This window comes from Xanthomonas maliensis (assembly GCF_009192945.1).
In the GTDB taxonomy this organism is placed as follows: Bacteria; Pseudomonadota; Gammaproteobacteria; order Xanthomonadales; family Xanthomonadaceae; genus Xanthomonas; species Xanthomonas maliensis.
Genome location: NZ_NSET01000044.1, coordinates 108,892 through 131,759, shown reverse-complemented (window position 1 = coordinate 131,759; position 22,868 = coordinate 108,892). Strand labels below are relative to the sequence as shown.

21 protein-coding genes are annotated in these 22,868 nt (G+C 67.2%); 12 read left to right on the top strand and 9 right to left on the bottom strand.

What is annotated here, in order from left to right:
- Positions 1-27 precede the first annotated feature (27 nt).
- The 9 genes from CKY51_RS13840 (at position 28) to CKY51_RS13800 (ending at position 9,316) form a co-directional block, all read left to right on the top strand.
- Positions 28-672 (top strand): histidine phosphatase family protein, encoded by a 645-nt coding sequence (locus CKY51_RS13840; protein ID WP_022974495.1) that lies wholly within the window; start codon positions 28-30, stop codon positions 670-672.
- Positions 673-1,008: 336 nt separating this feature from the next.
- Positions 1,009-2,277: a bifunctional tetrahydrofolate synthase/dihydrofolate synthase gene (folC, locus tag CKY51_RS13835; RefSeq protein WP_022974497.1), complete on the top strand. Its 1,269-nt coding sequence runs from the start codon at positions 1,009-1,011 to the stop codon at positions 2,275-2,277.
- 67 nt (positions 2,278-2,344) lie between these two features.
- On the top strand, positions 2,345-3,445 hold the full coding sequence (locus CKY51_RS13830; protein ID WP_031340957.1) for an SPOR domain-containing protein: 1,101 nt from the start codon (positions 2,345-2,347) through the stop codon (positions 3,443-3,445).
- Positions 3,446-3,530: 85 nt separating this feature from the next.
- Positions 3,531-4,262, top strand: coding sequence for a CvpA family protein (locus CKY51_RS13825; protein WP_022974499.1), 732 nt, complete (start codon positions 3,531-3,533; stop codon positions 4,260-4,262).
- A 30-nt stretch (positions 4,263-4,292) separates the two neighbouring features.
- On the top strand, positions 4,293-5,759 hold the full coding sequence (purF, locus tag CKY51_RS13820; RefSeq protein WP_022974500.1) for an amidophosphoribosyltransferase: 1,467 nt from the start codon (positions 4,293-4,295) through the stop codon (positions 5,757-5,759).
- 28 nt (positions 5,760-5,787) lie between these two features.
- On the top strand, positions 5,788-6,339 hold the full coding sequence (locus CKY51_RS13815) for a hypothetical protein (protein ID WP_155975927.1): 552 nt from the start codon (positions 5,788-5,790) through the stop codon (positions 6,337-6,339).
- Positions 6,336-7,142, top strand: coding sequence for a ferritin-like domain-containing protein (locus CKY51_RS13810; protein ID WP_022974502.1), 807 nt, complete (start codon positions 6,336-6,338; stop codon positions 7,140-7,142). The genes CKY51_RS13815 and CKY51_RS13810 overlap by 4 nt, the downstream gene beginning before the upstream one ends.
- Positions 7,143-7,520: 378 nt before the next feature.
- Positions 7,521-8,774, top strand: a complete 1,254-nt coding sequence (locus tag CKY51_RS13805) for a zinc-dependent metalloprotease (protein ID WP_152249369.1) — start codon at positions 7,521-7,523, stop codon at positions 8,772-8,774.
- Between the two features lie 122 nt (positions 8,775-8,896).
- A complete protein-coding gene (locus CKY51_RS13800) occupies positions 8,897-9,316 on the top strand; it encodes a hypothetical protein (protein ID WP_152249368.1) in 420 nt (139 codons plus the stop codon).
- 52 nt (positions 9,317-9,368) lie between these two features.
- On the opposite strand, the gene lpxH is transcribed toward CKY51_RS13800, so the two are convergent.
- From lpxH to CKY51_RS13760, 8 genes are all read right to left on the bottom strand, one after another.
- Positions 9,369-10,112 carry a UDP-2,3-diacylglucosamine diphosphatase gene (gene lpxH, locus CKY51_RS13795; RefSeq protein ID WP_022974506.1) on the bottom strand — a complete coding sequence of 248 codons (744 nt, stop codon included), beginning with the start codon at positions 10,110-10,112 and terminating at the stop codon, positions 9,369-9,371.
- Positions 10,113-10,229: 117 nt separating this feature from the next.
- Positions 10,230-10,772, bottom strand: coding sequence for a phosphatase PAP2 family protein (locus CKY51_RS13790; protein WP_022974507.1), 543 nt, complete (start codon positions 10,770-10,772; stop codon positions 10,230-10,232).
- Positions 10,753-11,889: a glycosyltransferase family 4 protein gene (locus tag CKY51_RS13785; protein ID WP_031340964.1), complete on the bottom strand. Its 1,137-nt coding sequence runs from the start codon at positions 11,887-11,889 to the stop codon at positions 10,753-10,755. The genes CKY51_RS13790 and CKY51_RS13785 overlap by 20 nt, the downstream gene beginning before the upstream one ends.
- 289 nt (positions 11,890-12,178) lie before the next feature.
- Positions 12,179-13,705 (bottom strand): exopolyphosphatase, encoded by a 1,527-nt coding sequence (gene ppx, locus CKY51_RS13780; protein ID WP_022974509.1) that lies wholly within the window; start codon positions 13,703-13,705, stop codon positions 12,179-12,181.
- A 57-nt stretch (positions 13,706-13,762) separates the two neighbouring features.
- Positions 13,763-15,865, bottom strand: a complete 2,103-nt coding sequence (gene ppk1, locus CKY51_RS13775) for a polyphosphate kinase 1 (RefSeq protein ID WP_022974510.1) — start codon at positions 15,863-15,865, stop codon at positions 13,763-13,765.
- A 116-nt stretch (positions 15,866-15,981) separates the two neighbouring features.
- Positions 15,982-17,310, bottom strand: coding sequence for a phosphate regulon sensor histidine kinase PhoR (phoR, locus tag CKY51_RS13770; protein ID WP_031340965.1), 1,329 nt, complete (start codon positions 17,308-17,310; stop codon positions 15,982-15,984).
- Between the two features lie 61 nt (positions 17,311-17,371).
- Positions 17,372-18,061 (bottom strand): phosphate regulon transcriptional regulator PhoB, encoded by a 690-nt coding sequence (phoB, locus tag CKY51_RS13765; RefSeq protein WP_022974512.1) that lies wholly within the window; start codon positions 18,059-18,061, stop codon positions 17,372-17,374.
- A 68-nt stretch (positions 18,062-18,129) separates the two neighbouring features.
- The gene (locus tag CKY51_RS13760) at positions 18,130-19,776 is read right to left on the bottom strand and encodes a M48 family metalloprotease (protein ID WP_022974513.1); all 1,647 of its coding nucleotides are present in this window, start codon (positions 19,774-19,776) and stop codon (positions 18,130-18,132) included.
- A gap of 148 nt (positions 19,777-19,924) precedes the next feature.
- Here CKY51_RS13760 and grxC point away from each other — a divergent pair, with 148 nt between their 5' ends.
- The 3 genes from grxC (at position 19,925) to CKY51_RS13745 (ending at position 21,867) form a co-directional block, all read left to right on the top strand.
- Positions 19,925-20,230, top strand: a complete 306-nt coding sequence (gene grxC / locus CKY51_RS13755) for a glutaredoxin 3 (RefSeq protein WP_022974514.1) — start codon at positions 19,925-19,927, stop codon at positions 20,228-20,230.
- Positions 20,227-20,622 carry a carboxymuconolactone decarboxylase family protein gene (locus CKY51_RS13750; protein ID WP_022974515.1) on the top strand — a complete coding sequence of 132 codons (396 nt, stop codon included), beginning with the start codon at positions 20,227-20,229 and terminating at the stop codon, positions 20,620-20,622. The genes grxC and CKY51_RS13750 overlap by 4 nt, the downstream gene beginning before the upstream one ends.
- Positions 20,623-20,859: 237 nt before the next feature.
- Positions 20,860-21,867, top strand: a complete 1,008-nt coding sequence (locus tag CKY51_RS13745) for an isocitrate dehydrogenase (RefSeq protein WP_022974516.1) — start codon at positions 20,860-20,862, stop codon at positions 21,865-21,867.
- Between the two features lie 112 nt (positions 21,868-21,979).
- On the opposite strand, the gene CKY51_RS13740 is transcribed toward CKY51_RS13745, so the two are convergent.
- A complete protein-coding gene (locus CKY51_RS13740; protein ID WP_022974517.1) occupies positions 21,980-22,741 on the bottom strand; it encodes a Bax inhibitor-1/YccA family protein in 762 nt (253 codons plus the stop codon).
- Between the last annotated feature and the right edge of the window lie 127 nt (positions 22,742-22,868).

Sequence of the window (22,868 nt, the reverse complement as noted above, 5' to 3'; positions counted from 1 at the left end):
GGCTCCTCCCCCCAGGATCTCCTGCTCATGCGCATCCTGCTTGCCCGTCACGGCGAGACGCCGTGGAACGCCGAAGGCCGCTACCAGGGCCAGATCGATATTCCGCTTTCGCCAGTCGGCGAACGCCAGGCCGCCGCGCTTGGCGAACGCCTGCAATCGCTGCCGATCGCCCGCGCCGTCGCCTCGCCGCTGGTACGTGCGCAGGCAACGGCGAAGGCGGCGCTGGGCAGCGCCCGGGTAGCGCTGCTGCAGACCGATGCGGACTTGCAGGAAATCGCGCATGGCGAATGGGAAGGCCTGCTGGCCAGCGAGATCCACGACAAGGATCCGGCTCGCCTGCGCGCCTGGCGCGACGAACCCGATACGGTGCTGATGCCCGGCGGCGAATCGCTGCGGCAGGTGCTGGATCGCAGTTGGCGCGGGCTGGCGCGTGCCTGCGAGGGCCTGGGTGCCGACGACACCTTGCTGGTGGTGGCGCACGATGCGGTCAACCGGGTCATCCTGTGCAGAATCCTCGGCCTGCCGCTGTCGCGGCTGTGGAGCTTCCGCCAGGCGCCGACGACGTTGAACCTGCTCGAAGGCGCCGACGTCGACCATCTGGAGGTGGTCCGCCTCAATGATTGCGCGCACCACACGCCATTCTTCGGCGAAGCCAAGCATCGCGCACTGTGATTGCGTGAGGTCGCTGGGCGCGCCACGCGGTTGCGTTGGCGACGCGCTTGCCGGAGCGGGGAGGGTGCCGGCGTCGGCGATGCGTGCCAATGGCCAGGACGCGACATCACTGCGGTTGGCACCACTGCCGTGCCGGCTGGAAGCGCCAGCACGGATTGCGGTCCCTGCATGATGCAGCTCGCCGCGGCAGCGATGCGCGGGATGGCCGCCGCGGTCACGGTCGCGCGCAGGTGCCCTAGCTTGGCGCGGCGTGGCGACGACAATTGGGCTGCGCTGATCACAGCGCAGGCGCAATCGCGATAATGGCGGCCGGACGCACGACACCAGGTATTCCCCGTGAGCAACCCCACCACGCTTTCCGACTGGCTCGCCTACATCGAACGCCAGCACCCGCAGAACATCGCCATGGGCCTGGAGCGCGTGCGCGCGGTCGCCGAGCGTCTGCATCTGGGCGCACCGGCCACCCAGGTGATCGTGGTCGGCGGTACCAACGGCAAAGGCTCCACCGTCGCCTTCATCGAGGCGATCGCGCGCGCGGCCGGCTGGACGGTGGGCAGCTACACCTCGCCGCATCTGCTGCGCTACAACGAGCGCGTGCGCATCGATGGCCGCGAGGTGGACGATGACGCGCTGATCGCGGCCTTCGCCGCGGTGGAAGCGGCGCGGCAACAGACCGCATTGACCTATTTCGAATTCGGTACGCTGGCGGCGCTGTGGCTGTTCCAGCAGGCGACGCTGGACCTGGCGGTATTGGAGGTGGGCTTGGGCGGTCGCCTGGATGCGGTCAATCTGGTCGACGCCGATGTGGCGGTGATCACCACCGTGGACATCGATCATGCCGAGTGGCTGGGCGACGACCGCGAGACCATCGGTGCGGAGAAGGCCGGCATCATTCGCGGCTGGAAGCCGGTGGTGTTGGGCGAGATCGATCCACCGTCCAGTGTGCTGCGGCGTGCCTATCTGCTGGGTGCCAATGCCATCCGTGCCGGCAGCGACTATTTCCACGAGGCGATCGATGCGCAGCGCTGGCGCTGGCGCGATGTCGCGGTGCGGCTGGAGTTGCCGATGCCGGCGCTGCAGGCGCCAGTGCAGTTGGACAACGCGGCGGCAGCGATCGCCGCGCTGCAAGCGTTGCCGGTCGAGATTCCTGATGCGGCCTGGGCGCAGGGCATTGCCACTGCCCAGATCGCTGGCCGTCTGCAACGGCTGGAAATCGACGGGGTGGAGGTGCTGCTCGATGTCGGCCACAACCCGCAGGCCGCGCGCGCGCTGGCGCAGGCATTGGCCGCCGGCGCGACGCCTGTGCGCACCCATGCCGTGTATGCGGCGTTGGTCGACAAGGATGCGGCTGCGGTGGTGCAGGCGCTGGCCGCGCAGGTCGATCAGTGGACGCTGGCCGGATTGGACGGGCCGCGTGGACAGTCGAGCCAGGCGTTGCGCCAGCGTCTGCAGGATACGCCGGCCGCGCAGGCCGCGTGTCAGCCCGATGTGGCTGGCGCCGTGCGCGCGGTGCTGGCGGCAGCCGCGCCCGGCGAGCGTGTGCTGGTGTTCGGTTCCTTTCACACGGTGGCCGAAGCATTGCACTTGCTGCGTTCAGGCCACTGAGGTCGACGGGCCAGCACCCGCCGTATAATCGCCGCGGCACCCCGCCACGTCGCCTGTCGTCTTTCCTGTGGATACAACCCTGAAACAGCGTTTGATCGGTGCCATCGTTCTGGTGGCACTCGCCGTGATCTTCCTGCCGATGCTGGTGAAGGGCCCGGCGCCCTCCAGTGGTGTCAGCGACGTGCCGCTCGATGCGCCCGCAGCGCCGGGCAATAGCGCATTCGAAACCCGCGAATTGCCGTTGGTCACGCCCGGCAATGCGCCGGCCGGCGGTGCGTTGGGTATGCCGGGTGCGGCCACTGCGCCGGCACCGGTGCAGGACAATCCGGATGCGGCCGATCTGGCCAATCCAGCTGCCAGCGGTCCGGAAGTGGCCGCCGGCAACTACGCGGTCAACTTCGGTGCCTATGCCACCAGCGCCGATGCCGACGCGGTGATCGCGCGTCTCAAGCAGGCGCAGCTGCCGGCGTTCAGCGAACAGACGCAGATCAGTGGCCGTCCTGCCTGGCGCGTGCGCGTCGGTCCCTATGCCGATCAGGCGCAGGCCGAGTCGGCGCGGTTGCAGGCGGTCAAGGTGCGCAGCGATGTCAACGCGCAGGTCGTGACGCTCGATGCCAATGCCGCTGCGCCGGCTGCGGTTGCGACACCCACACCTGCCGCTTCCAGTCCTGCGCCCGCCGCTGCCGCTGCGACGTCGCCTGCCAAGACCGAAGCCTTGCCGGCAACGCCTGCCAAGCCGGTCGTCGCCGAGGCCGCGCCGTCCAAGCCGGCCGCGCCCAAGCCGGAGCCGGCCAAGCCTGAAGCCGCCAAGCCTGAAGCGACCAAGCCTGAAGCGACCAAGCCAGCCGTCAGCAAGCCGGAGCCGGCCAAGCCGGTCGCTGCTGCAGCGACGGTGGCGACGCCGAGCGCGCCGGCCGCGCCTGCCGCCAGCGGCGTCGGGTTTGCGGTGCAGTTGGGGGCCTTCGCCCGCGCCGAGGATGCCAATGCGCTGCGCGACAAGGTCCGGGCGGCTGGCTTCAGTGCATTCGTCGAGCAGGTGCGCACCGACAAGGGCGCCTTGAGCCGGGTCCGCGTCGGGCCGGTGGCCAACCGCAGCGAGGCCGAGCAATTGCGGGCCCAGGTGGCTGCCAAGGTCGGCATTTCCGGCATGGTGCGCCCACACCCTTGAGGTGCACCTGTCGCCAGGTGAACGCGATGACGGCTAACCCAATGGGCGTGGGACGCAGCGAAGTCGCCGCGCGGAGCAGGGCGGCATGATCGACCTGATTCTTGGCGTCATCATCGTGGTGTCGGCCCTGCTCGGCCTGCTGCGTGGCTTTGTCGCCATCGTCGTCGGTACCTTGTCCTGGCTGCTTGCCGGCTGGGCGAGCTTCCAGTTCGGCGCACTGGCGGCGCGCTGGCTGGCCGACGGACGGGCGCCGTCGACGACCGAAACCCTGGGCGGCCATGCGATCGTCTTCGTCGCTGTGCTGGTCGCCGTGGCCCTGGTCGGCATGGCGATCCGGGCCGGCGTGGATGCGGTGCGCCTGAACGGCACCGACCGCATGCTCGGTTTCGGCCTGGGGCTGATCCGCGGCGCCTTTCTGTGCTGCGTGCTGGTGCTATTGATGGGCTTCACCCCGCTGGTGCGGGAGCCGGCCTGGCAGCAGTCGGTGTTGCTGCCGCTACTGTCACCCGGCAGCGCCTGGATGCGAGCTCAACTGCCGGCCTGGCAGGGCCCGGTGACGGAACTGAGCAACGTGCCGATGGAGTTGGGGAAGTTGCCCTCGACAGGCGATAATGCCGCCCCGGGCAACGCACTGTCCGGGTCCGGATTGAGCGACACCGTGTCGCACGCGCTGGATCGGTTCGGCAATGCCGCAAGCGACGGGCAGCATCCGGCGCAGGCATTGCCGGCCAATATCGATCCGGCGCAGGTCCGCGACGGAGAACACGACCCGGCCCGGGTCGTCCCTCAAGGCCAGGCACGGCCACCTTCACAGTAGCGGCGCACGCCGCAGCGGAGAACGCGCACCATGTGTGGCATCGTCGGAATCGTCGGCAACCAGAACGTCGCCGGGCAGCTCTATGACGGTTTGACCGTCCTGCAGCATCGTGGCCAGGACGCCGCAGGCATCGCCACCGCCGACGGCACGCGGCTACGCGTGCAAAAGGCCAACGGCTTGGTGCGCGACGTCTTCGACGAAAAGAAGATGGCGGTGCTGGAAGGCCGTGTCGGCATCGCCCACTGCCGCTATCCGACCGCCGGTTCGGAAGGCATGGACGAGGCGCAGCCGTTCTACGTCAACTCGCCCTATGGCATCGCGCTGGCGCACAACGGCAACCTGATCAACACCGAAGCGCTGCGTCAGCAGGTGTTCGAAGCCGACCGCCGCAACATCAATACCGATTCGGACAGCGAAGTGCTGTTGAACGTGTTCGCCTACGAGCTGGATGCGCAGCGCATGCTGACGCCGGAAGCGGCCATTCGCGCGGTTGCCGGCGTGCACCGGCGCTGCAAGGGCGGCTACGCGGTGGTCAGCGTGGTGCTGGGCCTGGGCCTGGTCGCCTTCCGCGATCCGCACGGCGTTCGCCCGCTGGTGCTGGGCAAGCGCGAGCATGCCGAAGGCGCCGAATACATCGTCTCCTCGGAGTCGGCTGCGCTGGACATCCTCGGCTATCAACGCATGCGCGACCTGCGTCCCGGCGAGGCGGTGGTGATCACTGCCCGTGGCGAGTTGTTCTCGGAGGTTTGCGCGGCGCCGACCGACCATGCGCCCTGCATTTTCGAATACGTGTACTTCGCGCGCCCGGACTCGATGATCGACAACATCTCGGTGCACAAGGCGCGCATGCGCATGGGTATGAAGCTGGGCGAGAAGATCCTGCGGCTGCGTCCGGATCACGACATCGACACCATCATTCCGATCCCGGACACCTCGCGCGACGCCGCGCTGGAGATCTCCAATGTGCTCGGGGTGAAGTATCGCGAGGGCTTCGTCAAGAATCGCTACGTCGGCCGGACGTTCATCATGCCGGGGCAGGGCGAGCGGCAGAAATCGGTGCGCCGCAAGCTCAACCCGATCCACCTGGAATTCCGCAACCGTGTGGTGCTGCTGGTCGACGATTCGATCGTGCGTGGCACCACCAGCCGGCAGATCGTGCAGATGGCGCGCGAGGCCGGTGCGCGCAAGGTCTATCTGGCCTCGGCCGCGCCGCCGGTGCGCTATCCCAATATCTACGGCATCGACATGCCGGCGGCCGAAGAGTTGATTGCGCATGGCCGCAACGAACAGGAAATCCAGGAATTCCTCGGCTGCGACTGGTTGATCTACCAGGATCTGGAGGATCTGGAGAGCGCGGTGCGCGAAGGCAATCCCGATATCAAGCAGTTCGACTCGTCCTGCTTCAACGGCGACTACATCACCGGCATCGAGCCGGGCTACTTCGAACGCATCCGTCAGCTGCGCTCGGACGATGCCAAGAAGCGTCGCCGCGCCTGAGCCGGCGCTGCTGCGCAGAGGCGTCGGCGTGATCGTCGGCGCGTCTTTGTTCGCGCTGTTGGCCAGCTGCGATCGCGGCGAAACGCCGGTGCACAGCGTCGACGATCCACGCCTACGCACCGGCGAACTGTCGTCGACGCCGACCACCGTCTTGGAGATGCAGTTGGATTGGCAGCAACAGGCGGCACTGGATCCAGCATTCGCGGTGCCGGCCGATGGGCAGCGGCTGGACTTGGCCGGCGCCACCCGGGTGGGCAAGGACATCGTGTTGCTGCGCCTGCGCCAAGCCGTAGGACCACAGGTGGAGCTCGGCGACCGCGCCGAGTGGAGCTATGCGGTGGACTGCCGCACCACACAGGCGCGCCTGCTGGGAGCCGGAGTCGGCATCGGCCGCGGACTCCCCTCGACCGCGGCGGTCCCCGGTACGCCGGCGCCGCCAGCCGCCGGCGATCGCGCACGGATGTTCGCCCTGGTCTGCGGCAAGCGCCAGCAGTGCGAACTGCGTCAGCGCAACAATCCCTGCGAGCGGGCACGCGCCGCGGTGGTCGCCGACATGCCATCGCCTGCTGGCAGGCCATGAGCCCGGATCTGTTCATGGCGGCGCGCAGCTGCCTGGAAGCGGCCGATCCGGTGCAGAAGGTCGCGCTGACCCAGCGCTACGCCACGGCCTGGCGTGCCGGCGAACTGGCGTTGGACAGGCACGCTGCGCCGCCGCAGCCAATCGGCATGCCGGGACGGCCCTCGCGGCCGTTGCTGGTGCATCCACGCGACCTGCCACGCCGCGGCCTGGGCAGCGCCGACGGGCGTGCGGCCTTCATCCATGCCATTGCGCATATCGAACTCAACGCGATCGACTTGGCCTGGGATGCGGTCTACCGCTTCCGCGGGCTGCCGGACGACTTTTACGCCGATTGGGTGCAAGTGGCCGACGACGAGTCGCGCCATTTCATGTTGCTGCGCGAACGCCTGCAGGCCTACGGCCACGCCTATGGTGACTTCGCCGCCCACAATGGACTGTGGGAAATGTGCGAGAAGACCGCGCACGACGGCCTGGCGCGGATGGCGCTGGTGCCGCGCGTGTTGGAGGCGCGTGGCCTGGACGTGACCCCAGCGATGATCGTCAAACTGCGCGCGCAGGGAGATGCCGACACCGCCGAGGTGCTGGAACTGATTCTGCGCGAGGAGGTCGCGCACGTGGCGGCGGGTTCGCGCTGGTACCGCTGGTACTGCGCCCAGGCCGGCATCGAGCCGCGTGCGCGCTTCAAGGCGCTGCTGGCCGAGTACGCGGGCGGCTATCTGCACGGGCCGTTCAACCTGGAAGCGCGGTTGCTGGCCGGCTTCGACGAGCAGGAACTGGCCAGCTTGGTCGCACAGGCCGGCTGACGCCAGCGCCGAGAGCCGCGTTTGTCGTCGCAACTGCGGCCCTGGTCGGGTCGCGTCGCCAGCTTCACTGCATGGACGCGCGGCGCTGGCGCGTGTCGCGCATCCAGTTGGACTCGCTTGCTTCCCCGACACCTGGCACGTCCGCGTTGGCTTGCCAGTGCGCAGCGTGGATGCGCGTGCGCAGCGTGATTGCATGGAATGTGCGCTGGGTCCAGCGATTGCCGCGCTGGAATCGCATCCATCCGATGGTGAACATCACAGAACTGTAATTTTCCATTGCGACGACTTGTCAGCGGCCGTCGCCACGCGCCCTATGGATGGCCCGGGGACAGGGGCCCGGTGTTCCACATCCCATGCGTTCATGTCTGGAGAGAGACGATGAAGTCCAAGTCGATGTGCACCACGCTCGGTCTGGTTGCGATGTGCCTGGCCGGTTCGGCCGCCGCTGCCGGCAAACCGCTGTATCAGACCGGCCCGGCGTTGAGCCGGACAGCCAGCAGCACGACTGCTGCCGAGCCGTCGTTGCAACGCCTGTTGACCGCGCCATCCACTGCCACCGTGCAGATCGTCCAGCTCGATGCCGGCGCGGTCGCTGCCGCCGAGCCGCTGCTCGAACTGGAACTGGATGGCCAGCGCATCACCGCCACCCAGGCCAAGACCGAGGCCTTGGAGGGCGGCAACAGCATCTGGTACGGCAATCTTGGCCCACGCGCGGGCACCCGTGCGCGCACCCTGTCGGGCGTGGATCCGTTGAATTCGGCGATCCTGGTGCGCAGTGGCGACAGCGTGACCGGCACGATCCGCTATACCGGCAAACTGTATCGCTTGCGTCCGTTGGCGGACGGCCGCCATGTGCTGGTGCAGGTGGACGAGCGGCGTCTGCCGGCCGAGCACCCGGCCGAGTACAGCCTGCTGCCGAAGATCGCCATGCCCGAGGATGGTCGGGTGAGCGCCGCTGCGGCCTCGTCGGGTAACCCGGCGACCATCCGCGTGCTGGTGGTCGCCACCAACAAGGCGGTGAACGCCTATGGCGGCGACATGCAATCGCTGGTGCAACTGGCGGTGGCCGAAGCCAACCAGGGCTATGCCAACAGCAATGTCGGCATCACCTTGCAATTGGCGCGCTACGAGACCACCAACTACACCGAAACCGGCAATTTCAGCACCGACCTGCAGCGCTTCCGGGTGACCAACGACGGCTACATGGACAGCATCCATACCAGCCGCAATAGCTATACCGCCGATGTCGGCGTGATCGTGCTGGACAACAGCAGTTACTGTGGGCTGGCGTCGGGGATCGGCTCCACTGCTGCAACCGCCTTCGCCTCGGTCTACTGGGATTGCGCGACCGGCTATTACAGCTTTGCGCACGAGATCGGCCACCTGCAGAGCGCTCGCCACGACAGTGCGACCGACCCCAGCACCACGCCTTATGCCTACGGTCACGGCTACCGCTACGGCAATAGCTGGCGCACCATCATGGCCTATAACTGCAGCAGCAATTGCCCGCGCCTGAACTACTGGTCCAATCCCAACGTCAGCTACAACGGCGTGCCGATGGGCAATGCCAGTACCGCCGACAACCAGCGCGTGCTGGTGAACACCAAGGCGACCATCGCCGGCTTCCGCTGAGCGCGCACCGCGTTGGTCCGGCATGCAACTGCCGGGCCAGCGCATTACCACCCCGGGCGCGGGATCGCGCAGACTGCACACATCGCCGGCGCGTGCCGGCCTGTCTGTCGTCGGAGCGCATCATGTCCAAGTTTCTGTCTCTGGTACTGGCATGGCTGGTGGTCGCGGCCAGTGTCGGCTGCACGCAGCCGCCGCCTGCCGACCCGGCGGCGCAGCAGCCGGCCGCGCAGGTCGCACGCACGCCCGAGCCCACGGTCTCGGCCGACGCGCGTGCGTTGAGCTTGCTGGAGACCCGCGTGCGCGGCGATCGGCTCTATCCGGACGACTGCATCCGCATCGTCTCCGAGTCCGACGCGCAAACGCCGTCGCAAAGTTTCGATTTCGCCGTGCGCGAGCGCCATGGCGACGGCTGTCCAGGCGATCCGCAGACCAGCCCGGTGCGCGACCGCTTCCGTGTCCAGGCCGATGGCCATGTGCTGTGGTACGACGTGGTCAACGCCGATTTCGTCGACTACGCCGAGCGAGCGCGCAGCCTGCAGTAGCCATGCATGCAGCGGGCGGTGGAGACAAGCCGCAGCCGCAAGCGCGGTCGGCTCAGACCGGCAGTTGCTCCAGCGCCATGCCGTCGGCGTCGACCCGCAACACCGAGCCCTGGGTATACCAATCGCCCAGCACCACGCGTGTGCAGGAACGATCGCCGGCCTGCAGGGTATGGATGGCGGGGCGGTGGGTGTGGCCATGGATCATCCGGTCCAGCCCGTAATGCACGAAGGTGGTTTCCACTTCGGCCGGGCTCACGTCGGTGATGGTCTCGAGCGCTGCCTGATCCCCTTGCTGGAGCTCGGCGTAGCGCGCCTGGCTGGCGGCACGCGCCTTCTGGGCGAAGGCCACCCGCGCAGCCAGCGGCTGGGCCAGGAACTGCGCCTGGAAGACCGGGTCGCGGGTTTGCGCGCGAAACGCCTGGTAGGCGGTGTCGTCGGTGCACAACAGGTCGCCGTGCATCAGCAGCGTGGGCTGGCCGTACAGGTCGATGACGGTGGGATCGGGCAGGATGCGGAAGCCGGCGCGGCGCGCATACGTTTCGCCGACCAGGAAATCGCGGTTGCCTGGCATGAAGAACACCGGCACGCCGCCGGCGGCCACAGCGTGCAGCGCCTCGGCCACCGCATCGGCTGCGGTCGAGGGGGTGTCGTCGCCAATCCAGGCCTCGAACAAGTCGCCCAGGATATAGAGCGCATCGCTGCCCGGCACCTGGTCGCGCAGGAAGTCCAGGAACAGCGTGGTGATCGCCGGTCGGGCCGGGTCCAGGTGCAGGTCGGAAATGAACAGGGTGGTCATCGGCGCATTGTACGGGAGCCGGCATGCACCGCCGGCGTCTGCGTCGGTGGCGCAGCGCCTTGCCGTGGCAGGCAGGCGACGCGCCCGCGATTGCGGATCAGACACTGCCTGCGGTGGTCACAGCCCCAGCAGCGGCAGGCACCACAACGACAGACCGGCCAGCAGGGTGCCGATCGCGGTGGCCGCGAGGACGTCGCTGGGGTAATGCAGACCCAGCACCACCCGCGACAACGCCACCCCGAGCGTAAACGGCAGCAGCAGCGGCGCCAACCAGGGGTAATGCGCCAGCGCCACGATGCTGAAGGACACCGCGTGCAAGGTGTGCCCGGAGGGGAAACTGAACTCGTCCAGCGGCGCCACCCAGGCGCGGATGCGCAGGTCAGCCGCATACGGACGCGGTCGTCGCGTCCAGCGCTTGAGCGCCTTGTACAGGCTCAATGCGAGCACGCCGGTCACCGCCATGTGCGCCGATGCGCGCACGCCATCCAGGCCATCGGACAGGATCAGCAGGCCCATCAGGCTGTACCAGAACACCCCATCGCCGAGCCGGCTGATGATGGCGAACGTGCGCCGGACCGAGTGGCGCCGACACCAATGGTTGGCGCGCCGGCACCAGCGCGCTTCATGGCCCCGCAATACCTCAAGCCGCGTCGACGACATACGTCCCCCGGGTGGCACTGATGCCTTGCAGCAAGGCTTCGAAATCCGACACCACGTTGTCCGGGTGCAGACGTTTCATGTCCTGCGCCGCCGCCGCACCCATGCGGGCGCGCAGCGCATCGTCCTGTGCCAACCGCAGGGTGGCGGCGATGAAGTCGGCATCGCTGGCGACCGCCGCGCCGCTGTGGCCGTCGCGCAGGTATTCGCGCGCGGCGCCATAGTCGAAGGCAACCGCGGTCACGCCGCTGGCCATCGCTTCCAGCGTCACGTTGCCGAAGGTCTCGCTGCGGCTGGGAAACAGAAACAGATCGCCGCTTGCGAAGTGGCGGGCCAGTGCGTCGCCGCGCTGGATGCCGCAGAAGATGAAATCCGGATTCTCTTCGGCGATCTTCGCGCGCGCGGGGCCATCGCCGACCCAGACGAAGCGCGCGCCCGGGCGCACCTGCTGCAGCTGTCGGAAGGCCTGGATCGCCAACGGCAGGTTCTTCTCGCTGGCGATGCGGCCGACGTAGATGGCCGCAAAGCCGTCCTCGCCCAGGCCCCACTCGGCACGCAAGGCGGGATCGCGACGCAGCGGATCGAACTGCTGGCTATCGACGGCGCGCGACAACAGCTGGACATGTTCGAAGCCACGCCCACGCAGGAATTGCTGCAATTCGCGGGTCGGCACCAGCGTGGCATGCGCCTGGTTATGAAAGCGCCGCATCCAGCGCACCGCAGTGCCTTGCAACCAGGCCGCGCCATAGTCGGGCAGGTACTCGTCGAAGCGAGTATGGAAACCGCTGGCGACCGGGATGCCCAGCCGGCGGGCGGCGCGCATTGCCGACCAGCCCAAGGGGCCTTCCGTGGCCACATAGATCGCGTCCGGTTGCGTGCTTTTCCAATGACGGAGCAGGCGTTGGGTCGCGGGCAAGCCGAACTTCAGTCCTGGATACCGCGGCAACGAGGCGCCGCGCACCAGCAAGGTGTCGGCCGGATCGACATCGCTACTCTGGCGTGGGCGCACCACGTCGACCTGGTGGCCGCGGGAACGCAGCCCGGTTTCCAGGCTGTGCACGGTCAACGCGACACCGTTGACTTCGGGTGGGTAGGTTTCGGTGACGATCGCGTAGCGCATGCCCGTTCTCCCGTTTGCCAAAGTCTCCGGGAAGGCCATGGCAACGATGTTGCGCGGAAAAGTCGCCACGGTGACATCGTGCGGTGCATGCCAGCGTTGCGTGGCCTGCTGCGCAGCTGGCGCGGCAGGCATGGCCAACGGCTGCACACCACCTGTGGAGACTCGCAGAGCACGCGCGCGATTGGCCATTGGCCGGCGCCGCCTTTGCCGGCGGCGCAGCGCTGGCGGTGGAATCGGTGACGCTGCGGTCAGGTCAAGCCGATCACGTCAGCCGCTCAGCTCAGGGCGATCAGGTCACGAAGGGTTTGAAGAGGATACCCAGCCCGGCCATGCTTTCCACTTCGCCGATCAGGTCGGCGCGCAACAGCGGGCGCGACGCGATCCAGCTTTGCGACAGGATCAGCGACAGCCGATTGTCTTCGGCGGTGAGCTCCAGGGTCGGGATCGGATCCGGTTCGTGCGCGCGGTGCAGCAGCACCGCCAGCCGCAAGAGCGCGGCCTTGCGCCGGGTCGGCAGCAGCAGGCGGTCGGGCAGGGCGTCGAAGGCGGTCTTGGGCACATTGCGGCGGTGCGTGCGCACCAGCGCCGCCAGCACCTGTTGCTCCTGGCGGGAAAAGCCGGCGATGTCCGAGTGCTCGAGGATGTAACTGCCATGCACGTGGTACTGACTGTGGGCGATCATCAATCCCAGTTCGTGCAGGCGTGCTGCGCGGCGCAGTACCTGGGCATCGTCGGCGTCCAGCTGCCAGGCCTCGCACACCTGATCGAACAACCGGCAAGCGGTGGCCTCCACGCGCTCGGCCTGCACCTCGTCGATGCCATAGCGCTGCACCAGCGCGACCACCGAGCTGTCGCGCGGATCGTTCTGGCCGCCACGGCCGAGCATGTCGTACAGGATGCCTTCGCGCATCGCCGCCTTGCTGACCATCAGCTTCTCCAGTCCCAGCGCCTGGAAGGCGGCTTCCAGCACCAGGATGCCGCCGGCGATGATCGGCCGGCGCTCGGCTGCCAGGCCAGGTAGCTGGATGTCTTCGATCCGTTTGGCCTTGAGCAACTCGTCGCGCAACGCCGGCAAGGCAGTGGCGGTGATCGCCCCCTTGGTCAGCTTCATTGCCGCGCAGATCTCGCCAATGGCCTTGTGCGTGCCCGATGAGCCGATCGCCTCGTGCCAGCCCAGTGCCTTGTATTGGTTGGCGAACTGCTGGAACTCCGCGCCGATCTCGGTCAACGCGTCCTTCCATTTTTTCTTGGACAGCTTGCCGCCGGGAAAGAAGCGTCGCGTGCTGGCGATGCAGCCCGCCTGCAGGCTCTCGCGCTCCAGCGTCTGGAAGCCGCGGCCGATGATGAACTCGGTGGAGCCGCCGCCGATGTCGATGACCAGCCGGCGCTGATCGGGCTTGGGCGGCTGCGCATGGGCGACGCCCAGATAGATCAGACGCGCTTCCTCGCGTCCGCTGACCACTTCGATGGCATGCCCAAGCGCGGTTTCGGCAGGCATCAGAAAGGTCTGCGGCGAGCGCAGCTGGCGCACCGTGTTGGTCGCCAGCGCGCGCACGCGCAGCGATGGCACGTCGCGGATGCGTTGGCCGAAACGTGCCAGGCATTCCAGCGCACGCTGCCGCGCTTCATTGGATAGGCCGCCCTTGCCATCCAGTCCATCGGCCATGCGCACGGTCTCGCGCAGGCGATCGACCACCCGCAGCTGCCCCATCAGGTAGCGCGCGATGACCATGTGGAAACTGTTGGATCCCAGGTCGATGGCGGCAAGGAAATCGCCATCGCGCAGGGGCGGATTGGTGGGGGAGGCGTTGGGCATGGGCCGAATGGTAGCCGATGCGCCGACGGCCCCGTGAGGAGCCGCGGTCATTGTCGTTTACACGCGATCGAGCAGGGTCATCTGCGCCGAATGCGCCGGCTCGCCTGGACCCGGCGAGCGTCTGGTGTAGATGCCTTCGGCATCCAGTTCCCAGGCGTTGACGTTGTCGTCCAGGTAATTCTGCAGGGCTTCGCGATAGACACGCTTGGCCAGGTCCGGGTCACGGATCGGGAAGCAGGTCTCGACCCGGCGCAACAGGTTGCGTTCCAGCCAATCGGCGCTGGCGCAATACAGTTCGGCCGCCCCGTTGTTGCCGAACCAGTACACCCGGCTGTGTTCCAGGAAGCGCCCGACGATGGAGCGCACGCGAATGTTGTCCGACACGCCGGGCACGCCCGGACGCAAGGTGCAGGCGCCGCGGATGATCAGATCGATCTGCACGCCGGCCTGCGAGGCCACGTACAGCGCCCGCACCACCTGCGGTTCGTTGAGAGCGTTCATCTTGGCGATGATGCGCCCGGGGCGACCGCTGCGAGCCAATGCGGTCTCGCGCTCGATACGTTGCAGCACCCCGGCATGCAGGGTGAAGGGCGATTGCAGCAACTGGTCCAGTTTCATCCGCGGCGCCAGGCCGGACAACTGCTGGAACAGCAGGTGCACATCGTTGCCGATATCCGGGTCGGCGGTGAGCAGGCTCAGGTCGGTGTACAGGCGCGCGGTGCCGCTGTGGTAATTGCCGGTGCCCAGATGGACGTAGCGTTTGAGCTTGCGCCCTTCGCGCCGCACGATCAGCAGCATCTTGGCGTGGGTCTTGTAGCCGACCACCCCATAGACCACCTGCACGCCGGCCTCCTGCAGCTTGTCGGCCAGGCCCAGGTTGGCTTCTTCGTCGAAGCGCGCGCGCAGCTCCACCACCACGGTGACGTCCTTGCCGTTGCGTGCGGCCTGCACCAGCGCATCGACGATCAACGAGTCCTTGCCGGTGCGGTACAAGGTTTGCTTGATCGCCAACACGTTCGGGTCGACTGCGGCCTGGCGGATCACGTCCAGCACGGCGGTGAACGCATCGAAGGGGTGATGCAGCAACACGTCGTTCTTGTTGACGATCTCGAAGATGCCGTCGCTGTCGCGCAGCGTGCGCGGATTGAACGGCGGGTACTTCAGCTCCGGGCGCTGCACCAGATCGTAGACCTGGTTGACGCGGCTGAGGTTGACCGGCCCGCCGATGCGGTAGACGGCGTTCTCGCTCAGGCCGAAGTTCTGCAGCAACGTGCGCACGATCGGGGTGGGGCAGTCCTGGGCGATTTCCAGCCGCACCGCCGGGCGATAGCCGCGCGTCACCAGCTCGTCGCGCAGCGCCAGCGCCAGGTTCTCCACTTCTTCTTCGTCGACCACCAGCTCGGAATTGCGGGTGACGCGGAACTGGTAGGAACCCTTGACCTGCATGCCGGGAAACAGCTCGTCGGCGAACTCGGACAAGACCGAGGACAGGAACACGAAACTCTGGGTCCCGTTCGGCGACAGGCTGGGCGGCAATTGGATGATGCGCGGCAACGAGCGCGGCGCACGCACGATCGCCAGGTGGCCGGCGCGGCCGAAGGCATCCATGCCGTCGAGCACGACCACGATATTGAGGGTCTTGTTGAGGATCTTCGGGAATGGATGCGCCGGATCCAGGCCGAGCGGGGACAGCACCGGCATGATCTCGTTGCGGAAATAGGCGCGCAGCCAGCGCCGCTGTCGGCTGGTCCAACTGGTGCGGCTGAGTACCGCGACCCCGTTCTGCTCCAGCGCCGGCCGCAGCACCTCGTTCCAGGCGTGGTATTGCTGCTCCACCAGTTTGGCGGCGCGGTCGTGGACGGCGTTGAGGATGGCGGTGGGGCTCATGCCGTCTGGCGCCGGCGGCAGGCCGAATTCCTGCGCATGGCGCACGGTGGCCGCCCGGATCTCGAAGAATTCGTCCAGGTTGGTGCAGGAGATGCACAGGAAGCGCAGCCGCTCCAGCAGCGGAACCTGCTCGTCCAGTGCCTGCGCCAGCACGCGGAAGTTGAAGTCCAACTGGGACAGTTCGCGGTTCAGATACAGCGCCGGGTCGCGCAGCGGATCGCTGGCGAAGTCCTCGGTGGCGGCGATGTCGTGGCTTGGCTTGGCGTGGCCCATGGATCGATTATCGAGACGGTACGAAGGAATGACACGCTGCGGTCTGCGCAACATGGGCATGGCGGTGTCCGTCCCTGGCGGCCGCGCCCTGCAACCTGGCGCGCAGGGTCTTCATATCACGCCGAGCGTGACAGTGGCACGGACGGTTCGCGTCGGACGACCCGCGCGGCGCTGAAATGACAGGAAAACTCACTGCCGCGACCGACTTCGCTGGCGATCTCCAGGCGCGCCTGGTGCAGCCCCAGGATGTGCTTGACGATCGATAGCCCCAGGCCGGTTCCGCCGCTCTCGCGCGAGCGGCTGCTGGACACCCGGTAAAAGCGTTCGGTGATCCGCGGCAGGTGCGAGGCGGGGATGCCGTAGCCGGTGTCGCGCACCGCCAGCGCGGCGCCTTCGCCCTCGCGCACGAAGCGAATGGTCACCGTGCCGCCGCCGGGGGTATAGCGCACCGCATTGGTCACCAGGTTGGAGAAGGCGCTGTGCAGTTCCTTGTTGGAGCCGAGCAGATCCACCCCGGCCTCGTCGATCACCTCGACCGTGTGTCTTCCCTGGCTATGGGCCTCGGCCTCGCGCCGCAGCGTGGACAGCATCGGCGCCATCGCGACGTGTTCCTCGCCCAGTTCTTCCTGCGATTCCAGCCGCGACAGTGTCAACAGGTCTTCGACCAATTGCGCCATGCGCTGGGATTGCTTGCGCATTTCCGCCAGCATCGGGCCCGAATCGGGAAAATCTTCCGGGTCGAGCATGTCCAGGTAGCCGTGCACCACGGTCAACGGCGTCCGCAGTTCGTGCGACACATTGGCGACGAAGTCGCGGCGGACCTGCTCCAGTCGCAGCAGCTTGCTGACGTCGCGCGCCACCAGCAGCCAGTAGTCGTCCGAGTAGGGAATCAGGCGCAGGTTCAGGCGCAGGTCCGGGTCGACCGGCGAGGCGGCGTCGAGCATGGGCTCGGCGTTGCGGCCGGCGGCCAGCCAATGCGCCAACGGCAAGGGTTGCAGCCGCTCCACCACCGACACCCCCATATCGCCGGGATGATGCAGTCCCAGCAAGCCGCCGGCGGCCTTGTTGAACCACTGCACGCGCTGGCTGTTGCGGTCGACCACCACCACCGCATCGGGCAGTGCGGTCGCAGCGGCACGATAGGTGCGCAGCATGTTGATCAGACGCCGTTTGCGCGTGCGCATTTCCGCCTGGCTGCGGTAGAGCAGGCGGTCAAGTTCGTTCCAGGCGCCGATGCCGGCAGCTGGCTCGGCGCGTTGACGGGCGGTCAGCCGTTGCAGCACCTGGCGCAGGCGCCAGTAGTGCCAGGCAAGCACACCCAGCGCGGTCAACGTCAGCGCCATCCAGACGTGCTGCATGAGCACGCCGACCACCGTGGCGGCAGCCAGCAGCAGGACCAAGGTGCCGAGCGTCTTCAGCCAGGCCGAGCGGATGTGTCGGGGCATGGAGGACGTTACCACCGGACGTCGGAAGGGCGTGCGGCCCGACCCGCTTGCAGCGGCGGCATCAGGTGGCCGACGAGAAGCGGTAGCCGGAGCCGCGCACGGTCTGCACCATGTTTTCCAGCCCGAACGGTTCCAGCGTCTTACGCAGGCGGCGGATATGCACGTCGATGGTGCGCTCTTCCACGTAGACGCTGCCGCCCCAGACGTGATCCAGCAGCTGGGTCCGGGTGTAGACGCGCTCGGGGTGGGTCATGAAGAAGTGCAGCAGGCGATACTCGGTCGGGCCGATCGGCACCGGCGCGTCGCCGGCGAACACCCGGTGCGCGGCGCCGTCGATGCGCAGCTTGCCGACCGCCACGCTGCCGTCTTCGTCGTCCTCGCGGGTACGCCGCATCACGGCGCGGATGCGCGCCAGCAGTTCGCGCGCCGAGAACGGCTTGACCACGTAATCGTCCACACCGGCTTCCAGGCCGCCGACGCGATCGTTCTCTTCGCCGCGCGCGGTCAGCATGATGATCGGCACCTCGCGGGTCAGCGACTCCTTGCGCCAGCGTCGTGCCAGATCCAGACCGCTGGTGCCCGGCAGCATCCAGTCCAGCAGGATCAGATCGGGCACCCGATCGGCGATCGCGGTCTGGGCCTCACGGGCGTCGCCGGCATGAATAGGCTCGAACTCGCCCTTGCGCAGCGCGAACGCCACCATGTCGCGGATCGCGGGTTCGTCATCGACGATCAAGATGCGTTTCTGCACGCGGGCACACCGTCTGGCTTCGGATGGTCGCCAGTAGACTACGGTTTTGTGACTTTAATGTGACATGGTCAGCGCTGTGACAGCTCGGGATCGCGCACGCCTTGGCGGCGCATTTCCAGCACGGTCGGGGTGATCGCTGCAATCCGCGCGTCCACCCGTGCACGTGTCACATAATCGAGATCCTTCTTCTTCAGCGCCTCCAGCTGGATCAGCGCCTGCTCGGGACGCCCGTTCAGGAACGCCGCCTCGGCGTAGGCCTCGCTGGCGCGGAGCGTGTCGCCCGACAGCTCGCAGGCGCGGGCGTAGGTCTGCTGCAGCAGCGGATCGTCGCTGCTGCGATGGAGTAGCGGATCCAGCACCTGGCGCGCACGCACGCCCGCTTCGCGGCTCGCCTGGCCGTTCAATGCGCTGGCATAGGTCAGCGCCACCGCCCGGCTGTTCGGCAGGCGCTTGAGCAAGGCGTCGAATCGCTGGTTGGCCGGCTCGCGCGGGCCGACCCGCGACTGCGCCTCGCTCAGTCCCAGGGCCAGCCACAGGTTGTCCGGATGCGCCTCCAGCAGGGCAGACAGTTCGGCCACCGGTTCGCTGGGCTTGCCACCGCTGTTGCGCAGCTTGGCCAGCGCCAGTCCGTAGCGCTGGGCGTCGGTCAGTCCGGTCTTGCTGCTGCGGCGCAGGTTTTCGTACTCGCGGATGGCCGCGTCCGGGGTTGCCGCGCTGAGCACGCGCAGGCGTTCCTTGGCCCAGGGAAATTCCTGGCTGTCGCCGCCGCGGCTGAGGGCATCCACCGGCAATTGCAGCGAATACGGGAACAGTGCCGTGCCGTTGCGGCTCAACGGCTCGGACAGCGACGGGTCGGCCGGGTCCACGCGCTCCTGGCGCGTGCCGCCTGGAACGGAGGTGGTCAGAACCACCGTGTTCTTCTTCATCTGCTCGGCGCGTGACTTGGCCTCGCTGATGCGGGTGGTGGTGACCGGGTGGGTCTGCAGGAAATCCGGCGCGCTGTAGCCGCCCTCATTGGCGCGCATGGCCACCGACATGCGTTCGAAGAAGCCGGCCATCGCGTCCACGTCGTAGCCGCTGCGGGCCAGGGTGCGGATCCCCAGGCGGTCGGCTTCGGCCTCGTTGGAACGGGTGAAGTCGATCTGGCGTTGCTGCATCAGGCCCATCGCACTGGTGATGCCGGCCATGGTCGCGTCGCCCTTGGAGTTGCCGCCGGCCTTCTGCGCGGCAACCACCGCCGCCAGCATGCCCAGCAGGATCGGGATCTGGTCGCGTTGGGCGCGCTCGACCCCGCGCAGCACGTGTTGTTGCGTGACGTGGGCGATTTCGTGCGACAGCACCGCCGCCACTTCGTCTTCGCGCTCGGCGGTCAGCACCAGTCCCGCGTTGACGGCGACATAGCCGCCCAGCGTGGCGAAGGCGTTGATCTGGCGCTCGCGCAGCATGAAGAAGGTGAATGGCTGCTGCGGCTGATCGCTGTTGGCACCCAGGCGTGTGCCCATGGTCTGCAGCCAGTCGCCGATCAGTGGGTCGTCCAGGACGTAGTCGTAATTGCGCAGCTCGGCCAGCATCATCCGGCCGTACTCGGCCTGGCGTGCGGGCGTAAGCAGTTCCCCGGCCGACGAGCCGATATCGGGCAGCCGGGCTTCCTGCGCGGGCGCCACGCCCATGGCGATGGCCAGCGTAAGTGCGGTGGCGAGCGGTAGCAGACGCAAGAGGACCCCCAGGTGATGCGCGGAGCATGCCGCCAGCGCGGGGCGGTGGCGTGAATCGGTAATTAATCCGCAGTGTTGCGGCGGCGACGTCGAAATTCCAGTCGCCCGGTACCATTGTCTGACCTCAGACCCAGCGCGGAGTTTCCCCGTGAGCCAAGATTCATCCGAACCGCAGGCCGCCGGCCCGCGGATCACCCTGTATTCCACCGCGATCTGCCCGTACTGCGTGGCGGCCAAGAACTTCCTCAAGAGCAAGGGCCAGACCTGGACCGAGATCCGGATCGACCTGGACCCCGCCGAGCGCGACCGCATGGTCGCCCTGGCCAAGCGCACCAGCGTGCCGCAGATCTTCGTCGGCGACGTCCATGTCGGCGGCTACGACGACATGATGGCAATGCACCGGGCCGGCAAGCTCGAGCCCCTGCTGGCCGGCGCCGAAGGCGGACAGGCATGAGCGCTGGCGAGCACGAGGGCGAGGACCGCGTCCGCGCGTTCACCGAATTCCGTCAGCGGATGAACCAGCGCATCCTGGCCGAGCCGAACCAGGTGGTGCGGCGCTTCTTCGCGCTCGACACCCAGACCTACCAGGCCGGCGCGCTGGATGTGAAGACCAAGGAGCTGCTTGGGCTGGTGGCATCGCTGGTCCTTCGCTGCGACGACTGCATCAGCTATCACGTGGCCCAGTGCAAGGAGGCCGGCGTCAGCCGGGAGGAATTCTTCGAGACCTTCTCGGTCGGCCTGGTGGTTGGCGGCTCGATCGTCATTCCGCACCTGCGTCGCGCGGTGGATTTCCTCGACCAGTTGGAAGGCGGCGCCGCGGCGCCATCGGCGCACGCGCACGACTGAGCCCGCTTGCCGCACCGGCACGCCGCCAGTGGCAGCGTGCCGGTGCGGCAGGCGATTCCCTCAGGACGCTTCGCACTCGGCTCAACGTGCATCACACGCGCTAGGTCGACAGCTGGGCAGGCCTTCGACCATGGTCGGTTTGGGGAGCTCTGCCGGCATCGGGCATAATTGCCGGTGAAACCTCCTGCGCCGGGCATTCCGGCTGGCGCTCCCCCCTTTGTTCGGAAACCCAACGTTATGACGCAGACAATCACGGTCATCCGCGGCGACGGTATCGGCCCGGAGATCATGGACGCCACCTTGTTCGTGCTCGACGCCCTGCAGGCCGGCCTGACCTACGAGTACGCCGATGCCGGCCTGGTCGCCCTGGAGAAGCATGGCGATCTGCTGCCCGAGTCCACCCTGGCCTCGATCACCAAGAACAAGGTTGCGCTGAAGAGCCCGTTGACCACGCCGGTTGGCGAGGGTTTCAGCTCGATCAACGTTGCCATGCGCCGCAAGTTCGACCTGTACGCCAATGTGCGCCCAGCCAAGTCTTTCCCGAACACCAAGTCGCGCTTCGCCGACGGCGTGGACCTGATCACGGTGCGCGAGAACACCGAGGGCGCTTACCTGAGCGAAGGCCAGGAAGTGTCGGCCGATGGCGAAGTGGCCGTTTCCGGTGCGCGGGTCACCCGCAAGGGGTCCGAGCGCATCGTGCGCTATGCCTTCGAGCTGGCCAAGAGCACCGGCCGCAAGAAGGTCACCGCCGTGCACAAGGCCAACATCATCAAGTCGACCTCCGGCCTGTTCCTGAAGGTTGCCCGTGACGTGGCCACCGAGTACCCGGACATCGAATTCCAGGAAATGATCGTCGACAACACCTGCATGCAGCTGGTGATGCGTCCGGAGCAGTTCGACATCATCGTCACCACCAACCTTTTCGGCGACATCATCTCCGACCTGTGTGCTGGTCTGGTCGGCGGCCTGGGCCTGGCCCCGGGCGCGAACATCGGTACCGAGGCGGCGATCTTCGAGGCAGTGCACGGCTCTGCACCGGACATCGCAGGGCAGGGCAAGGCCAATCCTTGCGCATTGCTGCTGGGCGCGGCGCAGATGCTGGACCATATCGGCCAGCCGCAGAATGCCGAGCGCCTGCGCGATGCCATCGTCGCCACGCTCGAGGCCAAGGATTCGCTGACCCCCGACCTCGGCGGCACCGGCAACACCATGGGCTTCGCCAAGGCGATCGCCAGTCGCCTCTGAGCGACCCGGTGAACAAAAAAAGGGCGCCTAGGCGCCCTTTTTTCTTGTCTGGAACGCTGGATCTGCGAGCGATTCGCTGTGGTCGATCCCGCACCCCGATCAGAAGCCCTGCTTAGTTGCGCGACTGCAGCTTCGACAGCAGGCGCAGGAACTCGATGTACAGCCAGACCAAGGTGACCATCAGGCCGAACGCCCCGTACCACTCCATGTGTTTGGGAGCGCCTTGCTCGACGCCGGTCTCGATGAAGTCGAAGTCCAGCACCAGGTTGAGCGCCGCCACCACCACCACGAACAGGCTGAAGCCGATGCCGATCAGGCCGGATTCGTGGATGAAGGGGATGCGGATGTTGAACAGGCCGAGCAGCAGCGTGGCCAGATACACCAGCGCAATGCCGCCGGTGGCTGCGACCACGCCCAGCTTGAAGTTCTCGGTGGCCTTGATCAGTCCACTGCGGTAGGCGAACAGCAGCGCAAACAGCGTGCCGAAGGTCAGCAGCACGGCCTGGAATACGATGCCGTTGAAGCGCGCCTCGTACACGGCCGAAACCGCACCCAGGAACAGGCCTTCCAGCAGCGCGTACAGCGGTGCGGTCACCGGCGCCCAGGTCGGTTTGAAGATCGTCGCCAGCGCGAAGATCAGGCCGCCGATCATGCCGCCGAGCATGTACAGCCGTGCGGTCGGCAGCAGCATGCCATCGGCACCGACCGACTGCGACCAGGCAAGGGCGGCGGTAAGGACGGCCATCAACAACAACGCGCCGGTCTTGTTGACGGTGCCGTTGAGGGTCATCGCCTGGCCGTCACGGGTGACCACCGCACCGGAGCCGAGGTCGAGGAAGGTGGATTCCCGAAGAGCCGGGTTGCCGCTGCGCATGTCTGTTCTCCATGTGTTCGTTCGTGTGCCGTGCCGGCAGACGTTGCGTGCAGGATAGCGGATCGCTCGATTTGCGCAGGGTGATTGACAGCGTGTCCAATCATTCCCAAAATAGCCGACCTTTCGA